This is a genomic window from Sphingopyxis macrogoltabida, assembly GCF_001307295.1.
Lineage (GTDB): Bacteria > Pseudomonadota > Alphaproteobacteria > Sphingomonadales > Sphingomonadaceae > Sphingopyxis > Sphingopyxis macrogoltabida_B.
Genome location: NZ_CP012700.1, coordinates 2,642,329 through 2,661,325, shown reverse-complemented (window position 1 = coordinate 2,661,325; position 18,997 = coordinate 2,642,329). Strand labels below are relative to the sequence as shown.

Here is an 18,997-nt window from a genome sequence, read left to right as displayed (position 1 = left end):
CTCGATGCGAGCGGAAGAGGGGAAACGCCGTTTGACGCTGCCAGGATTTGGGGCATGAGCGGGGGAATGGACAATATGGACGCGACGTCGGAACGGCCGGTCATCGCCACAACCCGCACCGTCAAGCGCCGCGGGCCGCGGCTCAGCCGCGCCGACCGCACGCCGCTGGGGCTGTGGTTCTGGGAAATCGACCGCGTGCTGTTGTTGCTGGTGTCGATGCTGATCGCCGTCGGGCTGGTCGCGGTCGCTGCGGCATCGCCGGTCGCGGCACAGAAATTGTCCACGACAACTGCCAGCCTCGACCCGCTCTATTATTTCTATCGCCAATTGATGTGGGTGATGGTCGGCGTCCCCGTCATGCTTGCCGTGTCGATGCTGCCGAAGCCGCAGGCGCGGCGCTTTGCCATCTACGGTACGGTGGTCTTCCTCGTGCTGTTGTTCCTCGTCCCGCTCGTCGGCACGTCGGTCAACGGCGCGCAGCGCTGGCTCGGCAGCGGAGTGCTTCGCCTCCAGCCGTCGGAATTCCTGAAACCCTTCTTTGCGGTGTCGCTCGCGTGGATCCTTTCGCTGCGGCTGCATGACCAGAGCCTGCCGGTGGTGCCGCTCTCCTTCGTGCTGACCGGGGTGATTGCGTTACTGCTGATGGGGCAGCCCGATCTTGGCCAGACGATCATCTTCGCCGCGACGTGGTTCGTGCTGGTGCTCGTCGCCGGCCTGTCGATGCGGATCATGGGGATGCTTGCGGGGGCCGGCCTCGCCGGCATCGTGCTCGCCTATTTCTTCTATCCGGTCGCGCAGCAGCGGATCAACATCTGGCTGTTCGCGGAGGGCGACAGCTTTCAGGTCGACAAGGCGCATGCGACGCTGACCGCGGGCGGGCTGATCGGCACCGGTCCCGGCGCGGGGCTTGCGAAGTTCCAGCTCCCCGAAGCGCACACCGACTATATCTTCTCGGTCATCGGCGAGGAATTCGGAATGATCGCGTGCATCGCGATCGCGATCCTCTATCTCGCGATCATCGTCCGCGTTCTCGTCCGCCTGCTCGACGAGGAAGACAGCTTCCTGATCCTCGCGGTCGCGGGGCTGATCGCACAGTTCGGTGGGCAGGCGACGATCAACATGGCGGTGAACACCCAGCTCTTTCCGTCGAAAGGCATGACCCTGCCGTTCATCAGCTATGGCGGCTCTTCGTTCCTCGCGCTGTCGATGGGCATGGGTTTGCTCTTGTCGCTGACCCGGCGAAACCCCTATGCGGCGCGGGTATCGATGACCCGCAACTGGAACAAAAGATGAGCGCCCAAACATGACAGCAACGCGCCACTTCCTGCTCGCCGCCGGCGGGACGGGGGGACATATGCTGCCTGCCTACGCCCTTGCCGGCGAATTGATCGCGCGCGGCCACCGCGTGGCGCTGGTCAGCGACGATCGCGGGCTGAAAATTCCGGGCGCTCCCGCCGAACTGGAAACGCATGTCCTTCCTGCCGGCCGGGTCTCCGGCGGCCCCGTCGGCTGGCTGAAGGCGGCGCTGGCGATCCGCAAGGGGCGCCGCATGGCCATCGACCTGATCGGTGAATTCGATCCGGCGGTCGTCGTCGGCTTCGGCGGCTATCCCTCGCTCCCCAGCCTGCTCGCAGCGGGCGCGACGCGGCGGCCGCGCGTGCTGCACGAACAGAATGCGGTGCTTGGCCGAGTCAACCGGATGATGGCGCCGCGCGTCGACGCGGTCGCGGTCGCCTATCGCAATATCCAGCGTTTTCCGGCGGGACATGAGGCCAAGCTGCACATCACCGGCAACCCGGTGCGCGACGAGATTATCGCGATCCGCGACGACGGCTTCCCGCCGCTGCCCGAGGACGGCATATTCCGCCTACTCGTAGTCGGGGGCAGTCTCGGGGCGACGGTGCTGAGCGAGGTCGTTCCCGCCGCGATCGCGATGTTGCCGCGCGCGCTGCTCGACCGGTTGCAGGTCGTCCAGCAGTGCCGCGAGAACGATCTGGAGACGGTGCGCGCCAAATATGCCGAACTGGGCGTGGCCGCCGAATGCGCTTCGTACATCACCGATTTCCCCGAGCGGCTGCGCTGGGCGCATCTGGTCATCGCGCGCGCGGGCGCGTCGACGGTCGCCGAACTCGCCTGCGCCGGCCGGCCGGCGATCTTCGTTCCCTATCCGCACGCGATGGACGATCACCAGACCTATAATGTCGTCGACATGGTCGAGGCGGGCGGCGCGATCGCCTTTGCGCAAGGCGATTTCAAGGCCGGCGAGGTCGCCAAGCACATCCAGCGCATGGCGCTTGAACCCGGTGCGCTGGAAGATGCGGCCGAACGCGCTGCAAGCTGCGGCTTGCCCGATGCGACGCCCGACCTTGCCGACCTTGTCGAATCGCTCGCCGCGCCGCCGATGATGGACGTCATCCGCGTCGGCGCATCGTCGCGTAGCGCCGCGGTCGCCGCCGGTGTCGCCGCCACGCGCGCGGGAGGCGAATGATGCGCGGCGTTGCGACCGACATCGGCACCATCCATTTCATCGGCATCGGCGGGATCGGCATGTCGGGCATCGCCGAGGTGATGCACAACCTCGGCTATCAGGTGCAGGGCAGCGATATCGCCGACAGCTATGTCGTCGAGGGCCTCAGGAAACGCGGGATCAAGGTCGCGATCGGGCACGAGGCATCGAACGTCGACGGCGTAGCGGTGGTGGTCACCTCGACCGCGGTCAAGCGCGGCAATCCCGAAGTCGAGGCCGCGCTCGCACACCGCATTCCGCTGGTTCGCCGCGCCGAGATGCTCGCCGAACTGATGCGGCTCAAATCGACGGTCGCGATCGCGGGGACGCACGGCAAGACGACGACGACGAGCCTTGTCGCGGCGCTGCTCGACGCGGGCGGGATCGACCCCACGGTGATCAACGGCGGCATCATCAACAATTACGGGTCGAACGCGCGCCTCGGCGCCAGCGACTGGATGGTGGTCGAGGCCGACGAGAGCGACGGCAGCTTCCTGCGCCTCGACGGGACGATCGCGGTCGTCACCAACATCGATCCCGAACATCTCGACCATTATGGCAGCTTCGACGCGATCAAGGACGCTTTCGTCGAGTTTATCGAGAATGTGCCCTTCTATGGCGCCGCGATGCTCTGTCTCGATCATCCCGAGGTGCAGGCGATCATCCCGCGCATCCGCGACCGCCGCATCGTCACCTATGGCTTTTCCGCTCAGGCCGACGTGCGCGGTACCAATGTGACGCCGGGGCCCGACGGCAACCGCTTCGACGTCGTCGTGCGCGACCGCGACGGTAACAGCCGGACGATCGAGGCCATTCACCTGCCGATGTCGGGCCGCCACAATGTCCAGAATGCGCTCGCGGCGATCGCGGTCGCGCTGCACATGGGGGTTTCGGACGACAAGATCGCTTCGGGCTTCAAGGGCTTTGCCGGGGTCAAACGCCGCTTCACCAAGGTCGGCGAGATCGTGACCGGGGAGGGTGTCGTCACCGTCATCGACGACTACGGACACCATCCGGTCGAGATCCGTGCCGTGCTGTCGGCGGCGCGCGAGGGCGCCGGGGCCGGACGCGTCGTTGCCGTGGTCCAGCCGCACCGTTTCACCCGGCTGCGCGACCATATGGACGATTTCCAGCAGGCGTTTAACGACGCCGACATGGTGCTGGCGCTGCCGGTCTATGCGGCGGGCGAAAGCGCGATCGACGGCGTCTCGTCGGATGAGCTGGTGCAGGGGCTGCGCGATCGCGGGCACCGGCAGGCCAATGTCGTCGCCGACGCGGGTGCGCTTGCCGCGAGCATCGCCGCGAGCATCAAGGCCGGCGATCTTGGCGCGGGCGATATGGTGATCTGTCTCGGCGCGGGGGATATTACGAAGATGGCTGCGGGTCTCGCCGCGGCGGTCGAGGCGGCATGAGCGTCGCCGAGACTCTTCCCGCCGTGCGCGGCAAGCTGACGGCACAGGCGCCGCTGGCACCGCTCGTCTGGTTCAAGTCGGGCGGCCCCGCCGACTGGCTGCTCGAGCCGAAGGATGCCGACGATCTTGCCGATTTTCTGCGCGATCTCGACCCCGCGATCCCGGTGATGGCGCTGGGCCTCGGGTCGAACCTGATCGTTCGCGACGGCGGCTTTCCGGGCGTCGTCGTCCGGCTCGGCAAGGCGTTCGCTAAGGTCGAGGCGATCGATGCGACGACCTTGCGCTGCGGCGGCGGCGCGTCGGGCATCCTCGTTTCATCGACCGCGCGCGACTCGGGCATCGCAGGGATGGAGTTCCTGCGCTCGATCCCCGGCACCGTCGGCGGTTTTGTCCGCATGAACGGCGGCGCCTATGGCGGCGAGGTCAAGGATATCCTGATCGATTGCGACGTCGTGCTGCGTTCGGGCGAGCAGCGGACGCTGCCGCTTGCCGACCTCGGCTACACCTATCGCCACAGCGAATTGCCCGAGGGCGCGGTTGTGATCGGCGCGACCTTCCGCGGCCGCCCCGGCGAGCCTGCCGCTATTCAGGCCGAAATGGACCGCATCTCGGCGAGCCGCGAGGCGTCGCAGCCGCTGCGCTCGAAAACCGGCGGCTCGACCTTCAAGAACCCTGACGGGCACAAAGCGTGGCAGCTTGTCGACGAGGCCGGTTGTCGCGGCTTTGCCGTCGGCGGGGCGCAGGTCAGCGAAAAGCACACCAATTTCCTCATCAACACGGGTGAGGCGACGAGCGCCGATATCGAGGCGCTCGGCGAGGAAGTCCGCCGCCGCGTCAAAGCGAAGAGCGGCATCGAACTGCAATGGGAGATTCAGCGCGTAGGCATCTTTGCCGGAGCGCCAAAGGAGAATGTGGGAGTGGCGAAGTGAGCCGGGGTCCGTGGCATGTGGCTGTCCTGATGGGCGGCTGGTCGGCAGAGCGCGAAGTGTCGCTGATGAGCGGCAAAGGCGTTGCCGACGCACTCGAAAGTCGCGGCCACAAGGTCACGCGCATCGACATGGACCGCGACGTCGCTTTGCGGCTGGCCGAGGCGAAACCCGACGTCGTGTTCAATGCGCTCCACGGCGTCCCGGGCGAGGACGGAACGGTGCAGGGCATGCTCGACCTGATGGGGCTCAAATATACCCACAGCGGGCTCGTCACCTCGGTGATCGCGATCGACAAGGAATTGACGAAGCAGGCGCTCGTCCCGCATGGTATCCCCATGCCGACGGGGACGATGGTCGACAGTGAAAGCCTCTTCTCGATCGACCCGCTGCCGCGCCCCTATGTTCTGAAGCCGGTCAACGAAGGCTCTTCGGTCGGCGTCGCGATCGTCCGGGACGACAGCAATTACGGCAACCCGATCGCGCGCGACGCCGTCGGGCCGTGGCAGGAATTCGACCGCCTGCTCGCCGAACCCTTCATCAAGGGGCGCGAACTGACCGTCGCGGTGCTCGCCGATACGCCACTCGCCGTCACCGAATTGCGGGTGAAGTCGGGCTTCTATAACTATGACGCCAAATATACCGACGGCCTGACCGAGCATGTGTGCCCGGCGGACGTGCCCGAAGATGTCGCGCAGCGGATGAAGGACCTCGCGCTGCAGGCGCATCGTCTGCTCGGCTGCAAGGGCGCGTCGCGCTCCGACTTCCGCTGGGACGACGAACATGGCCTCGCGGGTATCTTTCTGCTCGAGGTCAATACCCAGCCCGGCATGACGCCGCTCAGTCTGGTGCCCGAACAGGGGCGCGCCGTCGGCATGGATTATGCCGAACTCGTCGAACGCATCGTGGGGGAAGCGTTGTCATGAGCAGTACGAAGATCAAGCGCGCCAAGGCGCCGCCACGGCGACCGGCGCGCGCGCCGAAGAAGCGCAAGACGATCAAGACCTCGCGCGTCAACGCGCTGATCAATGCGCTGCCGGTCAGCCCGCAGCGGCTGCAGAAAATCGCCAACTGGACGATCGGGCTCAGCCTCGCCGCAGTGCTCGGCCTTGCCGCGCATGCGACCGGGGTGACGGCGAAGGTCAATGAGGAATGGGCGCAGGCGGTCGGCCGCGTCGGCTTCCAGGTCAAAAAGGTAGAGGTTGTCGGCGCCGACCGCATCGACCGGCTGAAGGTTTATGACATCGCGCTGGCGCAAAGGGACCGCTCGATGGCGGCGGTCGATATCGCCGAAGTGCGCCACGATCTGATGCGCTATGGCTGGATCAAGGATGCGCGCGTGTCGCGGCGGCTTCCCGACACGCTGGTCGTCGATATCGTCGAACGCACCCCGGCGGCGATCTGGCAGCATAACAACCGGCTGTCGCTGATCGACGAAAAGGGTGTCGTGCTCGAACCCGTATCGGTCGCGACGATGCCCGACCTGCCGCTGGTCATCGGGCCGAAGGCGAACCAGCGTTCGCAGGATCTCGACCGGTTGCTGGCCGAAGCGAGCAGCCTCAAGGAATTGCTCGCGGGGGCGACCTGGGTCGGCAATCGCCGCTGGGACCTCCGCTTCCGCAGCGGCGAAACGCTGTCGCTCCCTGAGGGCGAGACCGAAGCGAAGGCGGCGCTGGCGAAGTTCGCGCATATGGACGGCGCCAACCGCCTGCTCGGGCGCGGCATATTGCGTTTCGACATGCGCGATCCCGAACGGTTCGTGCTACGCCTGCCGCACGAAGGACAGGTGGCGCCCGCGAAGCTCGACGATGCGCGCGCCGCGGTCGATGCCGTCGCCGCGGCAAGCGCGGCGGAGAAGGGATAAGGTCATGGCGCCGCCGCGGATCGAAAAGATCATCACCGCGCTCGATGTCGGGTCGTGGAAAGTCTGCGCGCTCATTGCTGGGCAGACCGCCGACGGCCACCTTCACGTCCTCGGCACCGGGCAGCGCGAAAGCCGCGGCGTCCAGCGCGGCTATGTCGCCGACATGGAACAGACCGAACATATCGTGCGCGAGGCGATCGAACAGGCCGAACGCATTGCGGGACTGAACATCGACGACGTCTGGGTCAGCTTTTCGGCGGGCAGCCTGCTCAGCGACGTCGCGCCGATCGAGAGCGAACTCGGCGGCCACCGCATCGAGCAGGAGGATGTCGACGACCTGCTCGCGGCAGGCCGCGCGGGCATCGACCCCGAAGGCCGGATGATCCTCCATGCCCAGCCCGCGCTCTACACGCTCGACGGACTGACCGGGGTCAAGAACCCGATCGGCCTCCACGCCGACCGGCTGGGCGTCGATATCCATATCATCATGGCCGACGGGGCGCCGGTACGGAACCTCGAGGCGGCGGTGCGGCAGGCGCATCTCGACGTCCGTGCGGTGGTCGCGTCGCCGATCGCGGCGGGGCTGGCGTGCCTGTCCGACGAGGAACGCGACCTTGGCGTCGCGCTCGTCGAGCTTGGCGCTGCGGTGACGACGGTTTCGCTTTATGCCGGCGGCATGCTGGTCGAAATGGCGTCGCTGCCGTTCGGCGCCAGCGATATCACCGACGATATCGCCTCGGCGTTCGGCATCCGTCGCAGCCAGGCGCAGCGGCTGCAGAGCTTTTACGGTTCGGCTTCGGCGAGCCCGCGCGACAATAACGAGATCATCGAACTCGAACCCGGCGCCCCGGCGGGCAGCGATTCTCCGCGGATCACGCGTGCCCAGCTTGTCTCGGTCATCCGCCAGCGGCTCGACGCGATGATGGGAGAGATCGGCAGGACGCTGAAAGACCTGCATTTCGTCGGGCCGATCGGTCGCCAGGTCGTCCTGGTCGGCGGCGGTGCCGACCTGAAAGGGCTTGCCGACTATACCCAGAGCGCGCTCGGCCGCGCGGCGCGCGTCGGGCGACCGCGCGGCTTGCACGGCCTGCCCGATGCGCATTCGGGACCGGCTTTCGCAACGCTCGCGGGTCTGGTTCTCTATGCCGCGTCGGACCCCGTAGACCTCCGTGACCTGCCGATGATGGGTCAGGATGTGTACCGGCCGAAGGGTGCGGGCATCATTCACCGCTTGATGGCGGCACTCAAGAGCAGTTTCTGAATGCAGAGCGACGAAAAGGTTAATTTTTTGGGTGATTCCCGCGTAACAATAGTGCAATGCACGGAAAGAAAGCCGGGCGGTCCGACCACCGAACGGCAGGGTCGCATGGTGAGGGAAGCGGCGCCGGTTCGCCGCTGCAGGGAGATCGATTGATGAGCATCAATATTGGCCCGCCGCAGGTCGATGAGCTGAAGCCGCGGATTGCGGTGATCGGCGTCGGTGGCGCAGGGGGCAATGCCATCGCCAACATGATTGCCGCGCGTGTCGAGGGCGTCGATTTCATCGTCGCCAACACCGATGCGCAGGCGCTCAACGCCTCGCCGGCCGAACGGCGCATCCAGCTGGGGACGCAGATCACCCAGGGTCTGGGTGCGGGGTCACGGCCCGAGGTCGGCCGCGCCGCAGCCGAAGAAAGCATCGCGCAGGTCGAAGAGGCGCTGAACGGTGCGCACATGTGCTTCGTCGCCGCCGGCATGGGCGGCGGTACCGGTACCGGTGCTGCCCCGGTGATCGCCAAGGCGGCGCGCGACCGTGGCATTCTGACCGTCGGCGTCGTGACCAAGCCCTTCACTTTCGAGGGCCAGCGCCGCATGCGGTCCGCAGATGCCGGCATCGCCGAGCTGCAGGATCATGTCGACACGCTGATCGTCATTCCGAACCAGAATCTCTTCCTCGTCGCCAACCCGAACACGACGTTCAAGGAAGCGTTCACGATGGCCGACGAAGTGCTCCAGCAGGGCGTTCGCGGGATTACCGACCTGATGGTCATGCCCGGCCTCATCAACCTCGACTTCGCCGACGTGCGCAGCGTGATGCGCGAAATGGGCAAGGCGATGATGGGCACCGGCGAAGCGGAAGGCGACGGCCGCGCGCTCGAAGCCGCGCAGAAAGCCATCGCCAACCCGCTGCTCGACGGTGTGTCGATGGCGGGCGCAAAGGGCGTCATCATCTCGATCACCGGCGGCGAAGATATGCGCCTGATGGAAGTCGACGAAGCCGCGAACCATATCCGCGAGCTGGTCGATCCCGACGCCAATATCATCTGGGGCAGCGCCTTCAACGACAGCCTTGACGGCAAGATTCGCGTTTCGGTCGTCGCGACCGGCATTGACAGCAATGGCGAAACGGCGGCGCAGGCTTCGCCTGCGACGCGCAGCTTCTCCTTCGCGCCGGCGCGCACGGCGGCGCCGGCGCCGGTCGTCGAGGAAACGATTGAGCCGGTTGTGGCGGAGGAACCCGTCGCAGAAGCGGCGCCGGCAACCGACAACGATCCGGCGCCGGGTTTCTCGCTCAACGACGATGTCCAGCCCGAAGCTCCGGCGGCTGAAGCCGAAGAAGAGCCAATGGTCTTGTCGGAGGTCGCGGCGACATACGACGACACCGCCGACGAACTGGTGCTCGGCCAGCCCGAAGCGCCGGTTGCCGAATATCGTCCGGCGCCGTCGCCCGCTGCTCCGGCCGCCGAATCGCCGGCACGCGGGGTCGGCGGCGGGACGCTGTTCGAGCGGATGTCGCGGCTGTCGCGCGGATCGACGCAGGTCGATGGCGAAGAGGCAGAGAAGGAAGACGGGGTGGATATTCCGCGCTTTCTTGGGCGGCAGAACAACCAGTAACGGGGCTCGCACGGCCGCAGCGATTTGATGGGCAAGGCGGCCGGAACTCGGGATGATTTGCCCATGCGGCGAGTAAACTGGACGGGCAGGCGGGGACGCGTGCGGCATCTCGCCCGCGCGTTCTTCGCCCTGTCGCTCGGTACGGCGATCGTATCGCCGGCGCTGGCCATGCAGGTCACGCCGCCAGATGCGGCGACCAAGGCCGCGATGGACAAACGCACCGCGGCGCGGACGCTGCTGTCGTCGGCGCTGGCGCGCATTGCGGCGAACAATAGCGATCCTGCCGCGCTGCTCGACGCCGGCCGGGCTTCGATCGACCTTGAGGATTATCGCGCTGCGCTGGGATTTCTCGCTCGCGCCGAGCAGGCCAACCCGCGCGATGGCGCGGTCAAGGCGGCGCTTGGATCGGCGGCGGTCCACATGGAAAATCCGACCCGTGCGCTCGACTATTTCGGCGAAGCCCAGCTTCTCGGGGCGCCGGAACGGCTGTTCCTCGCCGATCGCGGACTGGCGCGCGACCTGCTCGGGCAGCAGGACGCGGCGCAGCGCGACTATCAACTCGCGCTGTCGATCGCGCCCAATGACGAATTGACGCGCCGCTTTGCGCTGTCACTGGCGATCAGCGGGCAGGCGGATCGCGGTATCCAGCTGCTGACGCCGCAATTGCGGGCGCAGGATCGCGGTGCCTGGCGGCTGCGCGCGATGATGCTGGCGATTGCGGGGCGCGAGGATGAGGCGACACAGGTCGTCAATGCGACGATGCCGCCGCAACTTGCGCAGAATATTCTGCCTTATCTGACCAAGATGGACCGGCTCAATCCGGCGCAACAGGCCGCCGCGGCACATTTCGGGCGCTTCCCTGCCGGCGAGTTGGGGCCACGGCGCAAACCGGTGCAGGTCGCGGCGGCAACGCCCGCTCCGGCCCCCGCCCCGGCATCGACATCGGGTAAGCGACGGCAGGGCAGCGATCGTGAACGGGCGCGCGAAACGGTGCCGGCAGCTCCCGTCCGCCGCATTGCCGAAGCACCCGCCGCGGCGCCGCGAACCCCGATCCAGATGGCGCCGGCATCGACACCCGCGCCGCGGCCGGCACCCGCGCCGACACCGACACCGACACCGGCCCCGGCCCCGACCGTTATCGCAGCTCTTCCGACCCCGGCGCCAACGCCGACTCCGACACCGACATTCGCTCCTGCGCCGACTCCAACGGCAGCGCCGATCGGTGTGGCGGTGAACCGTGATGCCGGGCCGGTCGGACCGGGCTTCTCGATTGCCGATATCCGGTCGTCGCCAACGCCAGCACCAGTGCCTGCTCCGGCGGCGCAGCCTTCGTCGACGTCGCCGCAGCCTGCGGCCGTGCCGCTGCCTTCGACGCCGGCCCCCGCGCCTGCTGCTGCCGTCGCTGCGCCAGCACCCGTCAATGCTGCGCCGCTCGCGTCGCTCGCCGATATCGCTGGATCGATCGAGATTCCGGCCGAGGAACTGGCGCGCCCGGCCGATGCAATCGGCGCCGACACGCTGGCAAAGCTGCAGGAAGATCGCCGCCGCGCCGAAGCCGCAGAGGCGGCGAAGCGCGAGAAGGAAGCCGCTGCGGCGAAAGCGAAGGCCGAAGCCGAGGCCAAGGCGAAAGAGGAAGCGGCCGAGAAAAAGGCCAACCCGGCGCGCATCTGGGTGCAGGTCGCGACGGGCGCCAATGCCAGGGCGCTGGCGACCGATTTCGGTAAATTCGCCAAGAAGAGTCCCGATATTTTCAAGGGCAAGTCGGCCGCTACCGCCGAATGGGGGCGGACCCGCCGCCTGCTCGTCGGACCGTTCAAGGACCGTAAGGCGGCGCAAGACTGGCTTGCGAGCTACAAGAAGGCGGGCGGCGACGGCTTCCTGTTCAACAGCGAGGCCGGCCAGGAAGTCGATCCGGTCAAGTGAGTGTCGCGGAGTGCGCCAGCGATCCCGCGCAGAGCCGCGGACGCCGTTATGAAGAGGTCGGCCGCGTCGTCCGCGGGCCGCGCGATGCCTTTCAGCGCGATCGCGACCGGATCATCCACTCGATCGCTTTCCGCCGCCTGCGTCACAAGACCCAGGTGTTCGTCGCGCCCGATGGCGACCATTATCGCGTCCGCCTGACCCACAGCATCGAGGTCGCACAGATCGGCCGCGGCATCGCGCGCGCGCTGGGGCTCAACGAAGATCTGACCGAGGCGCTTTGCCTTGCCCACGATATCGGCCATCCCCCCTTCGGCCATGCGGGCGAGGATGCTTTGAAGGCCGCGATGGCCGCGCACGGCGGCTTCGACCATAATGGCCATACGTTGCGCACGCTCGCGCGGCTCGAATGTCCCTATCCGCGCTTCGACGGGCTCAATCTGACGTGGGAAACGCTCGAAGGGCTCGCAAAGCATAATGGTCCGGTGACCCGGCCGGGCTGGGCGCTGTCCGAAATCGACGCGGACTTTCGGCTCGACCTGTCCAGCCATGCCAGCCTTGAGGCGCAGATCGCGGCCGTCGCCGACGACATCGCCTATGACAATCACGATATCGACGACGGCCTGCGCGCGGGGCTGCTCGATCTGGGTCAGTTGATGGAGCAGCCGTTTGTCGCCGCCAATTATCGCGCCGTCGAGGATCGCTTTCCCGGGGCGCCGCGCGACCGTCTGCTGCGCGAACTTGTCCGCGACCAGATCGGCGTGATGGTCAACGACGTCATCGCGTCGACGCAGGCAAATGTCGCGGCGGCGGGCGTCGCGAGCGTCGAGGAGGTGCGCGCCGCCGGGCGGCCGCTCGGCGGGTTTTCGGCAGGCCTTGCCGCCGAAGAGCGCGAACTCAAGCGTTTCATGTACACCAATCTTTATCACCATCCCGAACAGCTTGCCGCGGCGGGGGCGGCAAGCGAGGTGATCGGGCGGCTGTTCGCGGCCTATGCCGACGATCCCCGGTTGATGGGCGAAGACTGGTCATCGCGCTTGCCCGGCGAAGAAGGCGCGACAGTGCGCCATATCGGTGACTATATTGCCGGGATGACCGACCGCTTTGCCATCAACCGCTATGCCGACATCTTTGGCCGCGATGCCGTGCCGGGGGCGTTGGCGCATGCCTGACGCATTGATCGTCGGCGCGACCGGCATGATCGGGCGATCGGTCGCCGAGCAGGCGACAGCACAGCCGCTGACGATCCTCGCGCGGCGCGATACGGGAGATTTTCCCCCACAGCACCGGCTGCAGCGCGCCGCGCCCGATCGCTGGCCCGGCATCATCGCGGCCGAGAGGCCGGCCATCCTCATCTCGTGCCTCGGCACAACTATCCGTCAGGCGGGGTCGGAAGCGGCATTTCGCGCCGTCGATCATGATCTGGTGCTGGCGGTCGCGGCGGCGGCGAAAGACGCCGGGACGTCGCATCTGATCGCGGTCAGCTCGGTCGGCGCGGCGGCGAAGAGCCGCAATTTCTACCTGCGCACCAAGGGCGAGGTCGAGGAGGCGCTGCGCGGGCTCGGTTTCGAGCGGCTCGATATCCTGCGGCCCGGCCTGCTGACGGGCGACCGGCAGGGGCCGCCGCGGCTGGGCGAGGGGATCGCGATGCTCGCAGCGCCGCTCACCGACGCATTGATGCACGGATCGCTGCGCCGCTATCGCTCGATTCCCGGCGCGACCGTGGCCGCGGCGATTGTCCGGCTTGCCGGAACGGGCGGGTCCGGCGCCCATGTGCACGAAAACGACGCGATCCGCGCGCTCGCCGATTGACTCCTTTGCCGGGCGGCGCCAAGGCTCGGGCGTCTGTCGGGTTCCGTCACGGGATTCGACCGGCCGCGCGGGAGAGCGTGGGGCAGGGCAACCGGCACCCACCACCGAAGGAGCAACCGCCCCGGAAACTCTCAGGTCAAAGGACCGCGCTGGCTGGAACGGACACTCTGGAAAGCGTTCCGGCGGTTGCCGGAACCACCGAAGGGGTAACCCCGGCGCCATATTCGGCCCAAGGGGGAAAACTCTCAGGTTCCCGTGACAGAGGGGGCATGGCGGAAACCGCGGCAGAGGGCCGCGCGTTCGTCATGCAACCGCGGGAGACTGACATGACCGAAAATGAACAGACGGGCGAAGAGTTTGCGGTGCCGACCGCGACCCTGCCGCTCGACGCCTGGCACCGCGACCACGGCGCGCGAATGGTCGAGTTCGCCGGATATTGGATGCCGATCCAGTATGAAGGCATCATGGCCGAGCATCTGTGGGTGCGCGAGAATGCAGGTCTGTTCGACGTCAGCCATATGGGCCAGCTTTCCCTGTTTGGTGAAGGTGCCGAAGAAGCTTTGGAAGCCCTCGCTCCGGGAGACTTCGTCAAGCTCGGCGAGAACAGGATGCGCTATTCGCTTCTGTTGGCCGACGACGGAGGCATTCTCGACGATTTGATGGTCACGCGCACGGAGCATGGCCTCTATGTCGTTGTGAACGGCGCGGTTAAATATGATGATATTGCCCATCTGCGTGAGCATCTGCCGGACGAGATCGTCCTGAATCACGCTGACGAACAGGCGCTTCTCGCCCTGCAAGGGCCGCAAGCTGTCGCTGTGCTATCCCGACTTGTTCCCGGGGTTGAGAAGCTTGTTTTCATGCAGGGCGACGAGTTCCGCTGGATTGACGTAGATCTGTGGATCAGTCGCTCCGGCTATACCGGTGAGGATGGGTTTGAGATCTCCATATCGGCCGATTGGGTCGAGGAGTTTGTAAATCGCCTGACAGCGGAGCCCGAAGTGAAGCCGATCGGCCTTGGCGCGCGCGACAGCCTGCGGCTTGAAGCCGGCCTGCCGCTTTACGGCCACGACCTCGACCCGACGACCGACCCCATCGAAGGCGATCTGGCGTTCGCGATCAGCAAGCGCCGCCGCGAGGAAGGCGGTTTCCCGGGCGCGGCGCGCATCCTCGGTCATTTGGCCGACGGCAGCCCGCGCAAGCGCGTCGGTCTGCTGGTCGACGGCAAGCTGCCGGTGCGTGAGGGCGCGAAGCTGTTCGACGGCAACACCGAAATCGGCATCGTGACCTCGGGCGGCTTCGCGCCGAGCGTCGGCGCGCCGATCGCCATGGGTTATGTCCCCCGCGACCATGCCGCACCCGGCACGGCGATCGCCGCCGAGGTGCGCGGCAAGCGGGTGCATTGCACCGTCGCGGCGATGCCCTTCGTTCCCCATAATTATGTCCGTAAACAGGGAGGCTGACCGATGCCGCGTTATTATACCGAAGAGCATGAGTGGATCGACGTCGATGGCGACATCGCGACCGTCGGCATCACCGATTTCGCGCAGGGCCAGCTTGGCGACATCGTCTTCGTCGAGGTTCCCGATACCGGCGCCGAACTGACCGCGGGTGGCGATGCCGCGGTGGTCGAATCGGTGAAAGCGGCGAGTGACGTCTATGCGCCGGTCGACGGCACCGTCACCGAAGGCAACGGCCAGCTCGAGGAAGATCCCGCGCTCGTCAACTCGGACCCCGAGGGCGAAGGCTGGTTTTTCCGCATGACGCTGGCCAACAAAGGCCAGCTCGACGGCCTGATGAACGCGGCGGCTTACAAGGCCTTCTGCGACGATCTGTAATCCAGCGCCCCTCCCGCGCGGGAGGGGGGGAGGAAGCGTGACGACCACCGACGCCCTAGCCAACTGCCGCCTGATGGTGGCGACGCCCATCTATGACGGGGCGCAGGGCACCTATGTCCGCGCCGCGCTCGACCTCGCGCTGAAGGCGCAGGCGGCGGGGGTGCCGGTACGGTTCGAGTTCATCCTCTACCAGCCGTCGATCACCCGCGCACGCAACATGCTGACGGCGATGTTCCTCGCCAGCGACTGCACGCACTTGCTGTTCGTCGATGCCGATATCGATTTCGCGGCGGAAGACGTTTTTTCGATCGTGCGCGCGATGGACGGCCATCCGGACTGCGGCGTGCTCGGCGCCGCCTATCCGCGGCGGATGACGAACTGGCGGAACGTCGCCCGTGCAGTCGAAGCGGGGCTGGCAAAGGATAATCCGTCGGACCTGCAGCGCTTCGCAGGCGAGTTCGCGCTGCAGTTTCTTCACCCCGAACAGGGGTTTGCGCTCTCCGACCTCGTCGAACTGGCGCATGTCGGGACCGCGATGATGCTGATCCGCCGCGACGTGCTCGAAGGGATGCGGGCGCGCTACCCCGACACGGCCTTTCGTCCCGACCCGGCCGAGCGGCAGGCGCACCGGCTGGGCGAGGAGGTTCACGCGTTTTTCTATCCGATGATCGACCCTGAAACGCGGTCGCTGCTCTCCGACGACTATGCCTTTTGCCGCCGTGTCCGCGACGCGGGTTTCCGCATCTGGCTCGCCCCGTGGGTCAAGGTCACCCACAGCGGCCCCGCAATCTTCCGCGGCTCGCTGACCGATGTGGCCCAGCTTCTCGCCGCCAATTCCGCTTCTTCTCCGGAGTAACATATGCGCTACCTCCCTCTCACTGCCGACGATCGCAGCGCGATGCTCGGTGTCATCGGCGCGTCGTCGATCGACGACCTGTTCGCCGACGTCCCTGCCGAGGCGCGGCTCGCCGGCCCGATCGAGGGGCTGCCGATGCAGGCCAGCGAACTGGCGGTCGAGCGTCATATGGGCGCGCTGGCGCGCAAGAACCGCGCCGCCGGTGACGGGCCATTCTTCCTCGGCGCGGGGGCGTATCGCCACCATGTGCCCGCCAGCGTCGATCATCTGATCCAGCGCGGCGAGTTCCTGACCGCCTATACGCCCTATCAGCCCGAAATCGCGCAGGGCACGTTGCAGATGCTGTTCGAATTCCAGTCGCAGGTCGCGCGGCTCCTCGGCACCGATGTCGCCAATGCGTCGATGTACGACGGATCGACCGCCTGCTGGGAGGCGATCGTCATGGCGCGGCGCGTCACGCGCCGGAACAAGGCGCTACTGTCGACCGGGCTCCACCCGCATTATCGCAGCGTCGCGCGGACGATGGCGAAATATACCGGTGATGTGCTGGTTGACGGTGACCCGAGCCTCGAAACCGGGACCGATTGGGCGGCGCTCGCGGCGGCGATCGACAAGGAGACGAGCTGCGTCGTCGTGCAATATCCCGATATCCTCGGCCGCATCGACGATATGAGCGCGCTGGCCGCGGCGTGTCAGGCCGCCGGCGCGCTGCTGATCGCGGTGGTCACCGAACCGGTCGCGCTTGGGCTGATCAAGTCGCCCGGCGAAATGGGCGCCGACATCGTCGTTGGCGAGGGCCAGTCGCTCGGCGTCGGGCTCCAGTTCGGCGGGCCCTATGTGGGGCTGTTTGCGTGCAAGGCCAAATATGTCCGCCAGATGCCGGGGCGCCTGTGCGGCGAGACGGTCGACGCGAACGGCAAGCGCGGCTTCGTGCTGACGCTGTCGACCCGCGAGCAGCATATCCGCCGCGAAAAGGCGACGAGCAATATCTGTACAAACTCAGGCCTTTGTGCGCTGGCATTCAGCATCCACATGACCTTGCTCGGCGAAGCCGGGTTGCGCCAGCTTGCGGCGATCAACCATGGCCGGGCGAAGGCGGCGGCCGCGGAGCTGGCGAAGCTCCCCGGCGTATCGGTGCTGAACGAGAGCTTCTTCAACGAGTTCACGCTGCTGCTGCCGACGGCGGCCCGCCCCGTGATCCACAAGCTCGCGGAAAAGGATATCCTCGGCGGGGTCTCGCTCGGACGTCTGTATCCCGACAACGCGGCGCTGGAAAATGGCCTAGTCGTCGCGGTCACCGAAACCGTCACCGAGGCGGATATTGCCGCCTTTGCGACCGCCCTGAAGGAGGTGCTGGCATGACCGCGCTCAACCGCGCCGGATGGCGCCCCGAAATGAACGCCGCGGGCGGGGCCGATGACAATGTCACCTTCACCGGCAATCGCGCGCTGATGCTCGAAGAGCCGCTGATTTTCGAGATCGGGTCGAACGAGACGACCGGCGTCGATTTCGACGAGGCCGCTCCCGCGGCCGATCTCGGCGCGCTCGCGCGCACTGCGCCGATCGGCCTGCCGGGGCTCAGCGAGTCCGAAACGGTGCGTCATTATACGCGGCTGTCGCGGCAGAATTATGCGATCGACCTCGGGCTTTTCCCGCTCGGAAGCTGCACGATGAAGCATAACCCGCGGCTCAACGAAAAGGTCGCGCGGATGGCAGGGTTCGCCGATGCGCATCCGCTGCAGCCGCAGGAGACGGTGCAGGGTGCCTATGCGGTGATCCACGAGCTTGCCGAATGGCTGGTGACGCTGACGGGCATGCACAGCGTCGCGATGTCGCCGAAGGCTGGTGCGCATGGCGAACTGTGCGGCATCCTCTGCATCAAGGCGGCGTTGGAAGCGCGCGGCGAGGACCGGCGCGTGCTGCTCGTTCCCGAAAGCGCGCACGGCACCAATCCGGCGACCGCCGCCTTCGCGGGTTTCACGGTCGAGGATATTCCCGCGACCGCCGAGGGCCGGGTCGACCTGGCGGCGCTGAAGGCGCGGCTCGGGCCCGACGTCGCAGGGGTGATGGTCACCAACCCGAACACCTGCGGGCTGTTCGAGCGCGACATGAAGGCGATTTCCGACGCGGTCCATGCGGCGGGCGGTTATGTCTATTGCGACGGCGCCAATTTCAACGCGATCGTCGGCCGTGTGCGCCCCGGCGACCTTGGCGTCGACGCGATGCACATCAACCTGCACAAGACCTTCTCGACCCCGCACGGCGGCGGCGGTCCCGGCTCGGGTCCGGTCGTGCTGTCCGAAGCGCTCGCACCGTTCGCGCCGCTGCCTTTCGTGACGAAGCAGGCGGACGGCGGCTTTCGCCTGATCGAAGAGGAAAGCGTCGGCGAGGATCATCCGCAAACCTTCGGCCGGATGACCGCGTTCCACGGTCAGATGGGCATGTTCACCCGCGCGCTGACCTATATCCTGAGCCACGGCGCCGACGGGCTGAAGCAGGTCGCCGAGGATGCGGTGCTCAACGCCAATTATCTGCTGCGCAGCCTCGACGATGTACTCGATGCGCCGTTCGGCGGTTCGGGGCCGTGCATGCACGAGGCGCTGTTCAGCGATCGCGGGCTCGCCGAGGGCTTCTCGACGCTCGACATCGCCAAGGGGCTGATCGACGAGGGCTATCACCCGATGACGGTCTATTTCCCGCTCGTCGTCCATGGCGCGATGTTGGTCGAACCGACCGAGACCGAAAGCAAGGCGGTGCTAGACCAGTTCGTCGGTGCGCTGCGCAGCATCGCGCTGCGCGCGAAAAACGGCGATCCGGTGCTGAAGTCGGCGCCGCATTTCGCCCCGCGCGCGCGGCTCGACGAAACGGCGGCGGCGCGCAAACCGGTGCTGGCGTGGAGCGAGCCTGACGTCGCGCCGGGCGTGCCAGTAGCAAGCGAGATCGGCGGCGGCTGAAGGCATTTGCGTCCTTCGCCGGCAGGGAGTGGAGG

Annotated in this window: 16 protein-coding genes and 2 riboswitches; all 16 genes read left to right on the top strand. The window is 66.8% G+C overall.

Features of this window, described 5'->3' with window-relative positions; translation table 11 throughout:
- The first annotated feature begins 54 nt into the window (after positions 1–54).
- The 16 genes from AN936_RS12520 to gcvPB all read left to right on the top strand — a co-directional run bounded on the left by AN936_RS12520 (position 55) and on the right by gcvPB (position 18,962).
- Positions 55–1,293, top strand: a complete 1,239-nt coding sequence (locus tag AN936_RS12520) for an FtsW/RodA/SpoVE family cell cycle protein (RefSeq protein WP_173585657.1) — start codon at positions 55–57, stop codon at positions 1,291–1,293.
- A gap of 10 nt (positions 1,294–1,303) precedes the next feature.
- Positions 1,304–2,488 carry an undecaprenyldiphospho-muramoylpentapeptide beta-N-acetylglucosaminyltransferase gene (gene murG, locus AN936_RS12515; protein WP_054588452.1) on the top strand — a complete coding sequence of 395 codons (1,185 nt, stop codon included), beginning with the start codon at positions 1,304–1,306 and terminating at the stop codon, positions 2,486–2,488.
- The gene (gene murC, locus AN936_RS12510; protein WP_054588451.1) at positions 2,488–3,918 is read left to right on the top strand and encodes a UDP-N-acetylmuramate--L-alanine ligase; all 1,431 of its coding nucleotides are present in this window, start codon (positions 2,488–2,490) and stop codon (positions 3,916–3,918) included. Before murG ends, murC begins: the two co-directional genes overlap by 1 nt.
- Positions 3,915–4,847, top strand: a complete 933-nt coding sequence (gene murB, locus AN936_RS12505; protein WP_054588450.1) for a UDP-N-acetylmuramate dehydrogenase — start codon at positions 3,915–3,917, stop codon at positions 4,845–4,847. The genes murC and murB overlap by 4 nt, the downstream gene beginning before the upstream one ends.
- Positions 4,844–5,770, top strand: coding sequence for a D-alanine--D-alanine ligase (locus AN936_RS12500; RefSeq protein ID WP_054588449.1), 927 nt, complete (start codon positions 4,844–4,846; stop codon positions 5,768–5,770). The genes murB and AN936_RS12500 overlap by 4 nt, the downstream gene beginning before the upstream one ends.
- Positions 5,767–6,708, top strand: a complete 942-nt coding sequence (locus tag AN936_RS12495) for a cell division protein FtsQ/DivIB (RefSeq protein WP_054588448.1) — start codon at positions 5,767–5,769, stop codon at positions 6,706–6,708. Before AN936_RS12500 ends, AN936_RS12495 begins: the two co-directional genes overlap by 4 nt.
- A gap of 4 nt (positions 6,709–6,712) precedes the next feature.
- Positions 6,713–7,969, top strand: a complete 1,257-nt coding sequence (ftsA, locus tag AN936_RS12490) for a cell division protein FtsA (RefSeq protein WP_054588447.1) — start codon at positions 6,713–6,715, stop codon at positions 7,967–7,969.
- A gap of 152 nt (positions 7,970–8,121) precedes the next feature.
- Positions 8,122–9,582 (top strand): cell division protein FtsZ, encoded by a 1,461-nt coding sequence (gene ftsZ, locus AN936_RS12485; RefSeq protein ID WP_054588446.1) that lies wholly within the window; start codon positions 8,122–8,124, stop codon positions 9,580–9,582.
- A 99-nt stretch (positions 9,583–9,681) separates the two neighbouring features.
- The gene (locus AN936_RS25825) at positions 9,682–11,505 is read left to right on the top strand and encodes a tetratricopeptide repeat protein (protein ID WP_261340007.1); all 1,824 of its coding nucleotides are present in this window, start codon (positions 9,682–9,684) and stop codon (positions 11,503–11,505) included.
- Complete coding sequence (locus AN936_RS12475) at positions 11,502–12,674, top strand: deoxyguanosinetriphosphate triphosphohydrolase (protein ID WP_054588445.1); 1,173 nt, start codon at positions 11,502–11,504, stop codon at positions 12,672–12,674. The genes AN936_RS25825 and AN936_RS12475 overlap by 4 nt, the downstream gene beginning before the upstream one ends.
- Entirely contained in the window at positions 12,667–13,314 is a 648-nt protein-coding gene (locus tag AN936_RS12470) for an NAD-dependent epimerase/dehydratase family protein (RefSeq protein ID WP_054588444.1), read from the top strand. Before AN936_RS12475 ends, AN936_RS12470 begins: the two co-directional genes overlap by 8 nt.
- Before the next feature lie 58 nt (positions 13,315–13,372).
- Positions 13,373–13,471: riboswitch (glycine riboswitch) on the top strand.
- Positions 13,472–13,586, top strand: a riboswitch (glycine riboswitch). It abuts the riboswitch before it with no gap.
- Between the two features lie 54 nt (positions 13,587–13,640).
- Positions 13,641–14,777, top strand: coding sequence for a glycine cleavage system aminomethyltransferase GcvT (gene gcvT, locus AN936_RS12465; RefSeq protein WP_054590271.1), 1,137 nt, complete (start codon positions 13,641–13,643; stop codon positions 14,775–14,777).
- A 3-nt stretch (positions 14,778–14,780) separates the two neighbouring features.
- Positions 14,781–15,152 (top strand): glycine cleavage system protein GcvH, encoded by a 372-nt coding sequence (gene gcvH, locus AN936_RS12460; RefSeq protein WP_054588443.1) that lies wholly within the window; start codon positions 14,781–14,783, stop codon positions 15,150–15,152.
- 37 nt (positions 15,153–15,189) lie between these two features.
- Positions 15,190–16,008 (top strand): glycosyltransferase family 2 protein, encoded by an 819-nt coding sequence (locus AN936_RS12455; protein ID WP_234715551.1) that lies wholly within the window; start codon positions 15,190–15,192, stop codon positions 16,006–16,008.
- Between the two features lie 3 nt (positions 16,009–16,011).
- Entirely contained in the window at positions 16,012–17,370 is a 1,359-nt protein-coding gene (gcvPA, locus tag AN936_RS12450) for an aminomethyl-transferring glycine dehydrogenase subunit GcvPA (RefSeq protein ID WP_054588442.1), read from the top strand.
- A 32-nt stretch (positions 17,371–17,402) separates the two neighbouring features.
- Positions 17,403–18,962, top strand: coding sequence for an aminomethyl-transferring glycine dehydrogenase subunit GcvPB (gene gcvPB / locus AN936_RS12445; protein ID WP_054590269.1), 1,560 nt, complete (start codon positions 17,403–17,405; stop codon positions 18,960–18,962).
- The last annotated feature ends 35 nt before the right edge of the window (positions 18,963–18,997 follow it).

What these genes read in the sequence shown, in the direction of transcription:
- gcvPA (WP_054588442.1), top strand. Translation starts at nt 16,012, where the DNA reads ATGCGCTACCTCCCTCTCACTGCCGACGATCGCAGCGCGATGCTCGGT.
- ftsZ (WP_054588446.1), top strand. Translation starts at nt 8,122, where the DNA reads ATGAGCATCAATATTGGCCCGCCGCAGGTCGATGAGCTGAAGCCGCGG.
- AN936_RS12470 (WP_054588444.1), top strand. Translation starts at nt 12,667, where the DNA reads ATGCCTGACGCATTGATCGTCGGCGCGACCGGCATGATCGGGCGATCG.
- gcvPB (WP_054590269.1), top strand. Translation starts at nt 17,403, where the DNA reads ATGAACGCCGCGGGCGGGGCCGATGACAATGTCACCTTCACCGGCAAT.
- murG (WP_054588452.1), top strand. Translation starts at nt 1,304, where the DNA reads ATGACAGCAACGCGCCACTTCCTGCTCGCCGCCGGCGGGACGGGGGGA.
- murC (WP_054588451.1), top strand. Translation starts at nt 2,488, where the DNA reads ATGCGCGGCGTTGCGACCGACATCGGCACCATCCATTTCATCGGCATC.
- murB (WP_054588450.1), top strand. Translation starts at nt 3,915, where the DNA reads ATGAGCGTCGCCGAGACTCTTCCCGCCGTGCGCGGCAAGCTGACGGCA.
- AN936_RS12495 (WP_054588448.1), top strand. Translation starts at nt 5,767, where the DNA reads ATGAGCAGTACGAAGATCAAGCGCGCCAAGGCGCCGCCACGGCGACCG.
- gcvT (WP_054590271.1), top strand. Translation starts at nt 13,641, where the DNA reads ATGACCGAAAATGAACAGACGGGCGAAGAGTTTGCGGTGCCGACCGCG.
- AN936_RS12520 (WP_173585657.1), top strand. Translation starts at nt 55, where the DNA reads ATGAGCGGGGGAATGGACAATATGGACGCGACGTCGGAACGGCCGGTC.
- gcvH (WP_054588443.1), top strand. Translation starts at nt 14,781, where the DNA reads ATGCCGCGTTATTATACCGAAGAGCATGAGTGGATCGACGTCGATGGC.
- ftsA (WP_054588447.1), top strand. Translation starts at nt 6,713, where the DNA reads ATGGCGCCGCCGCGGATCGAAAAGATCATCACCGCGCTCGATGTCGGG.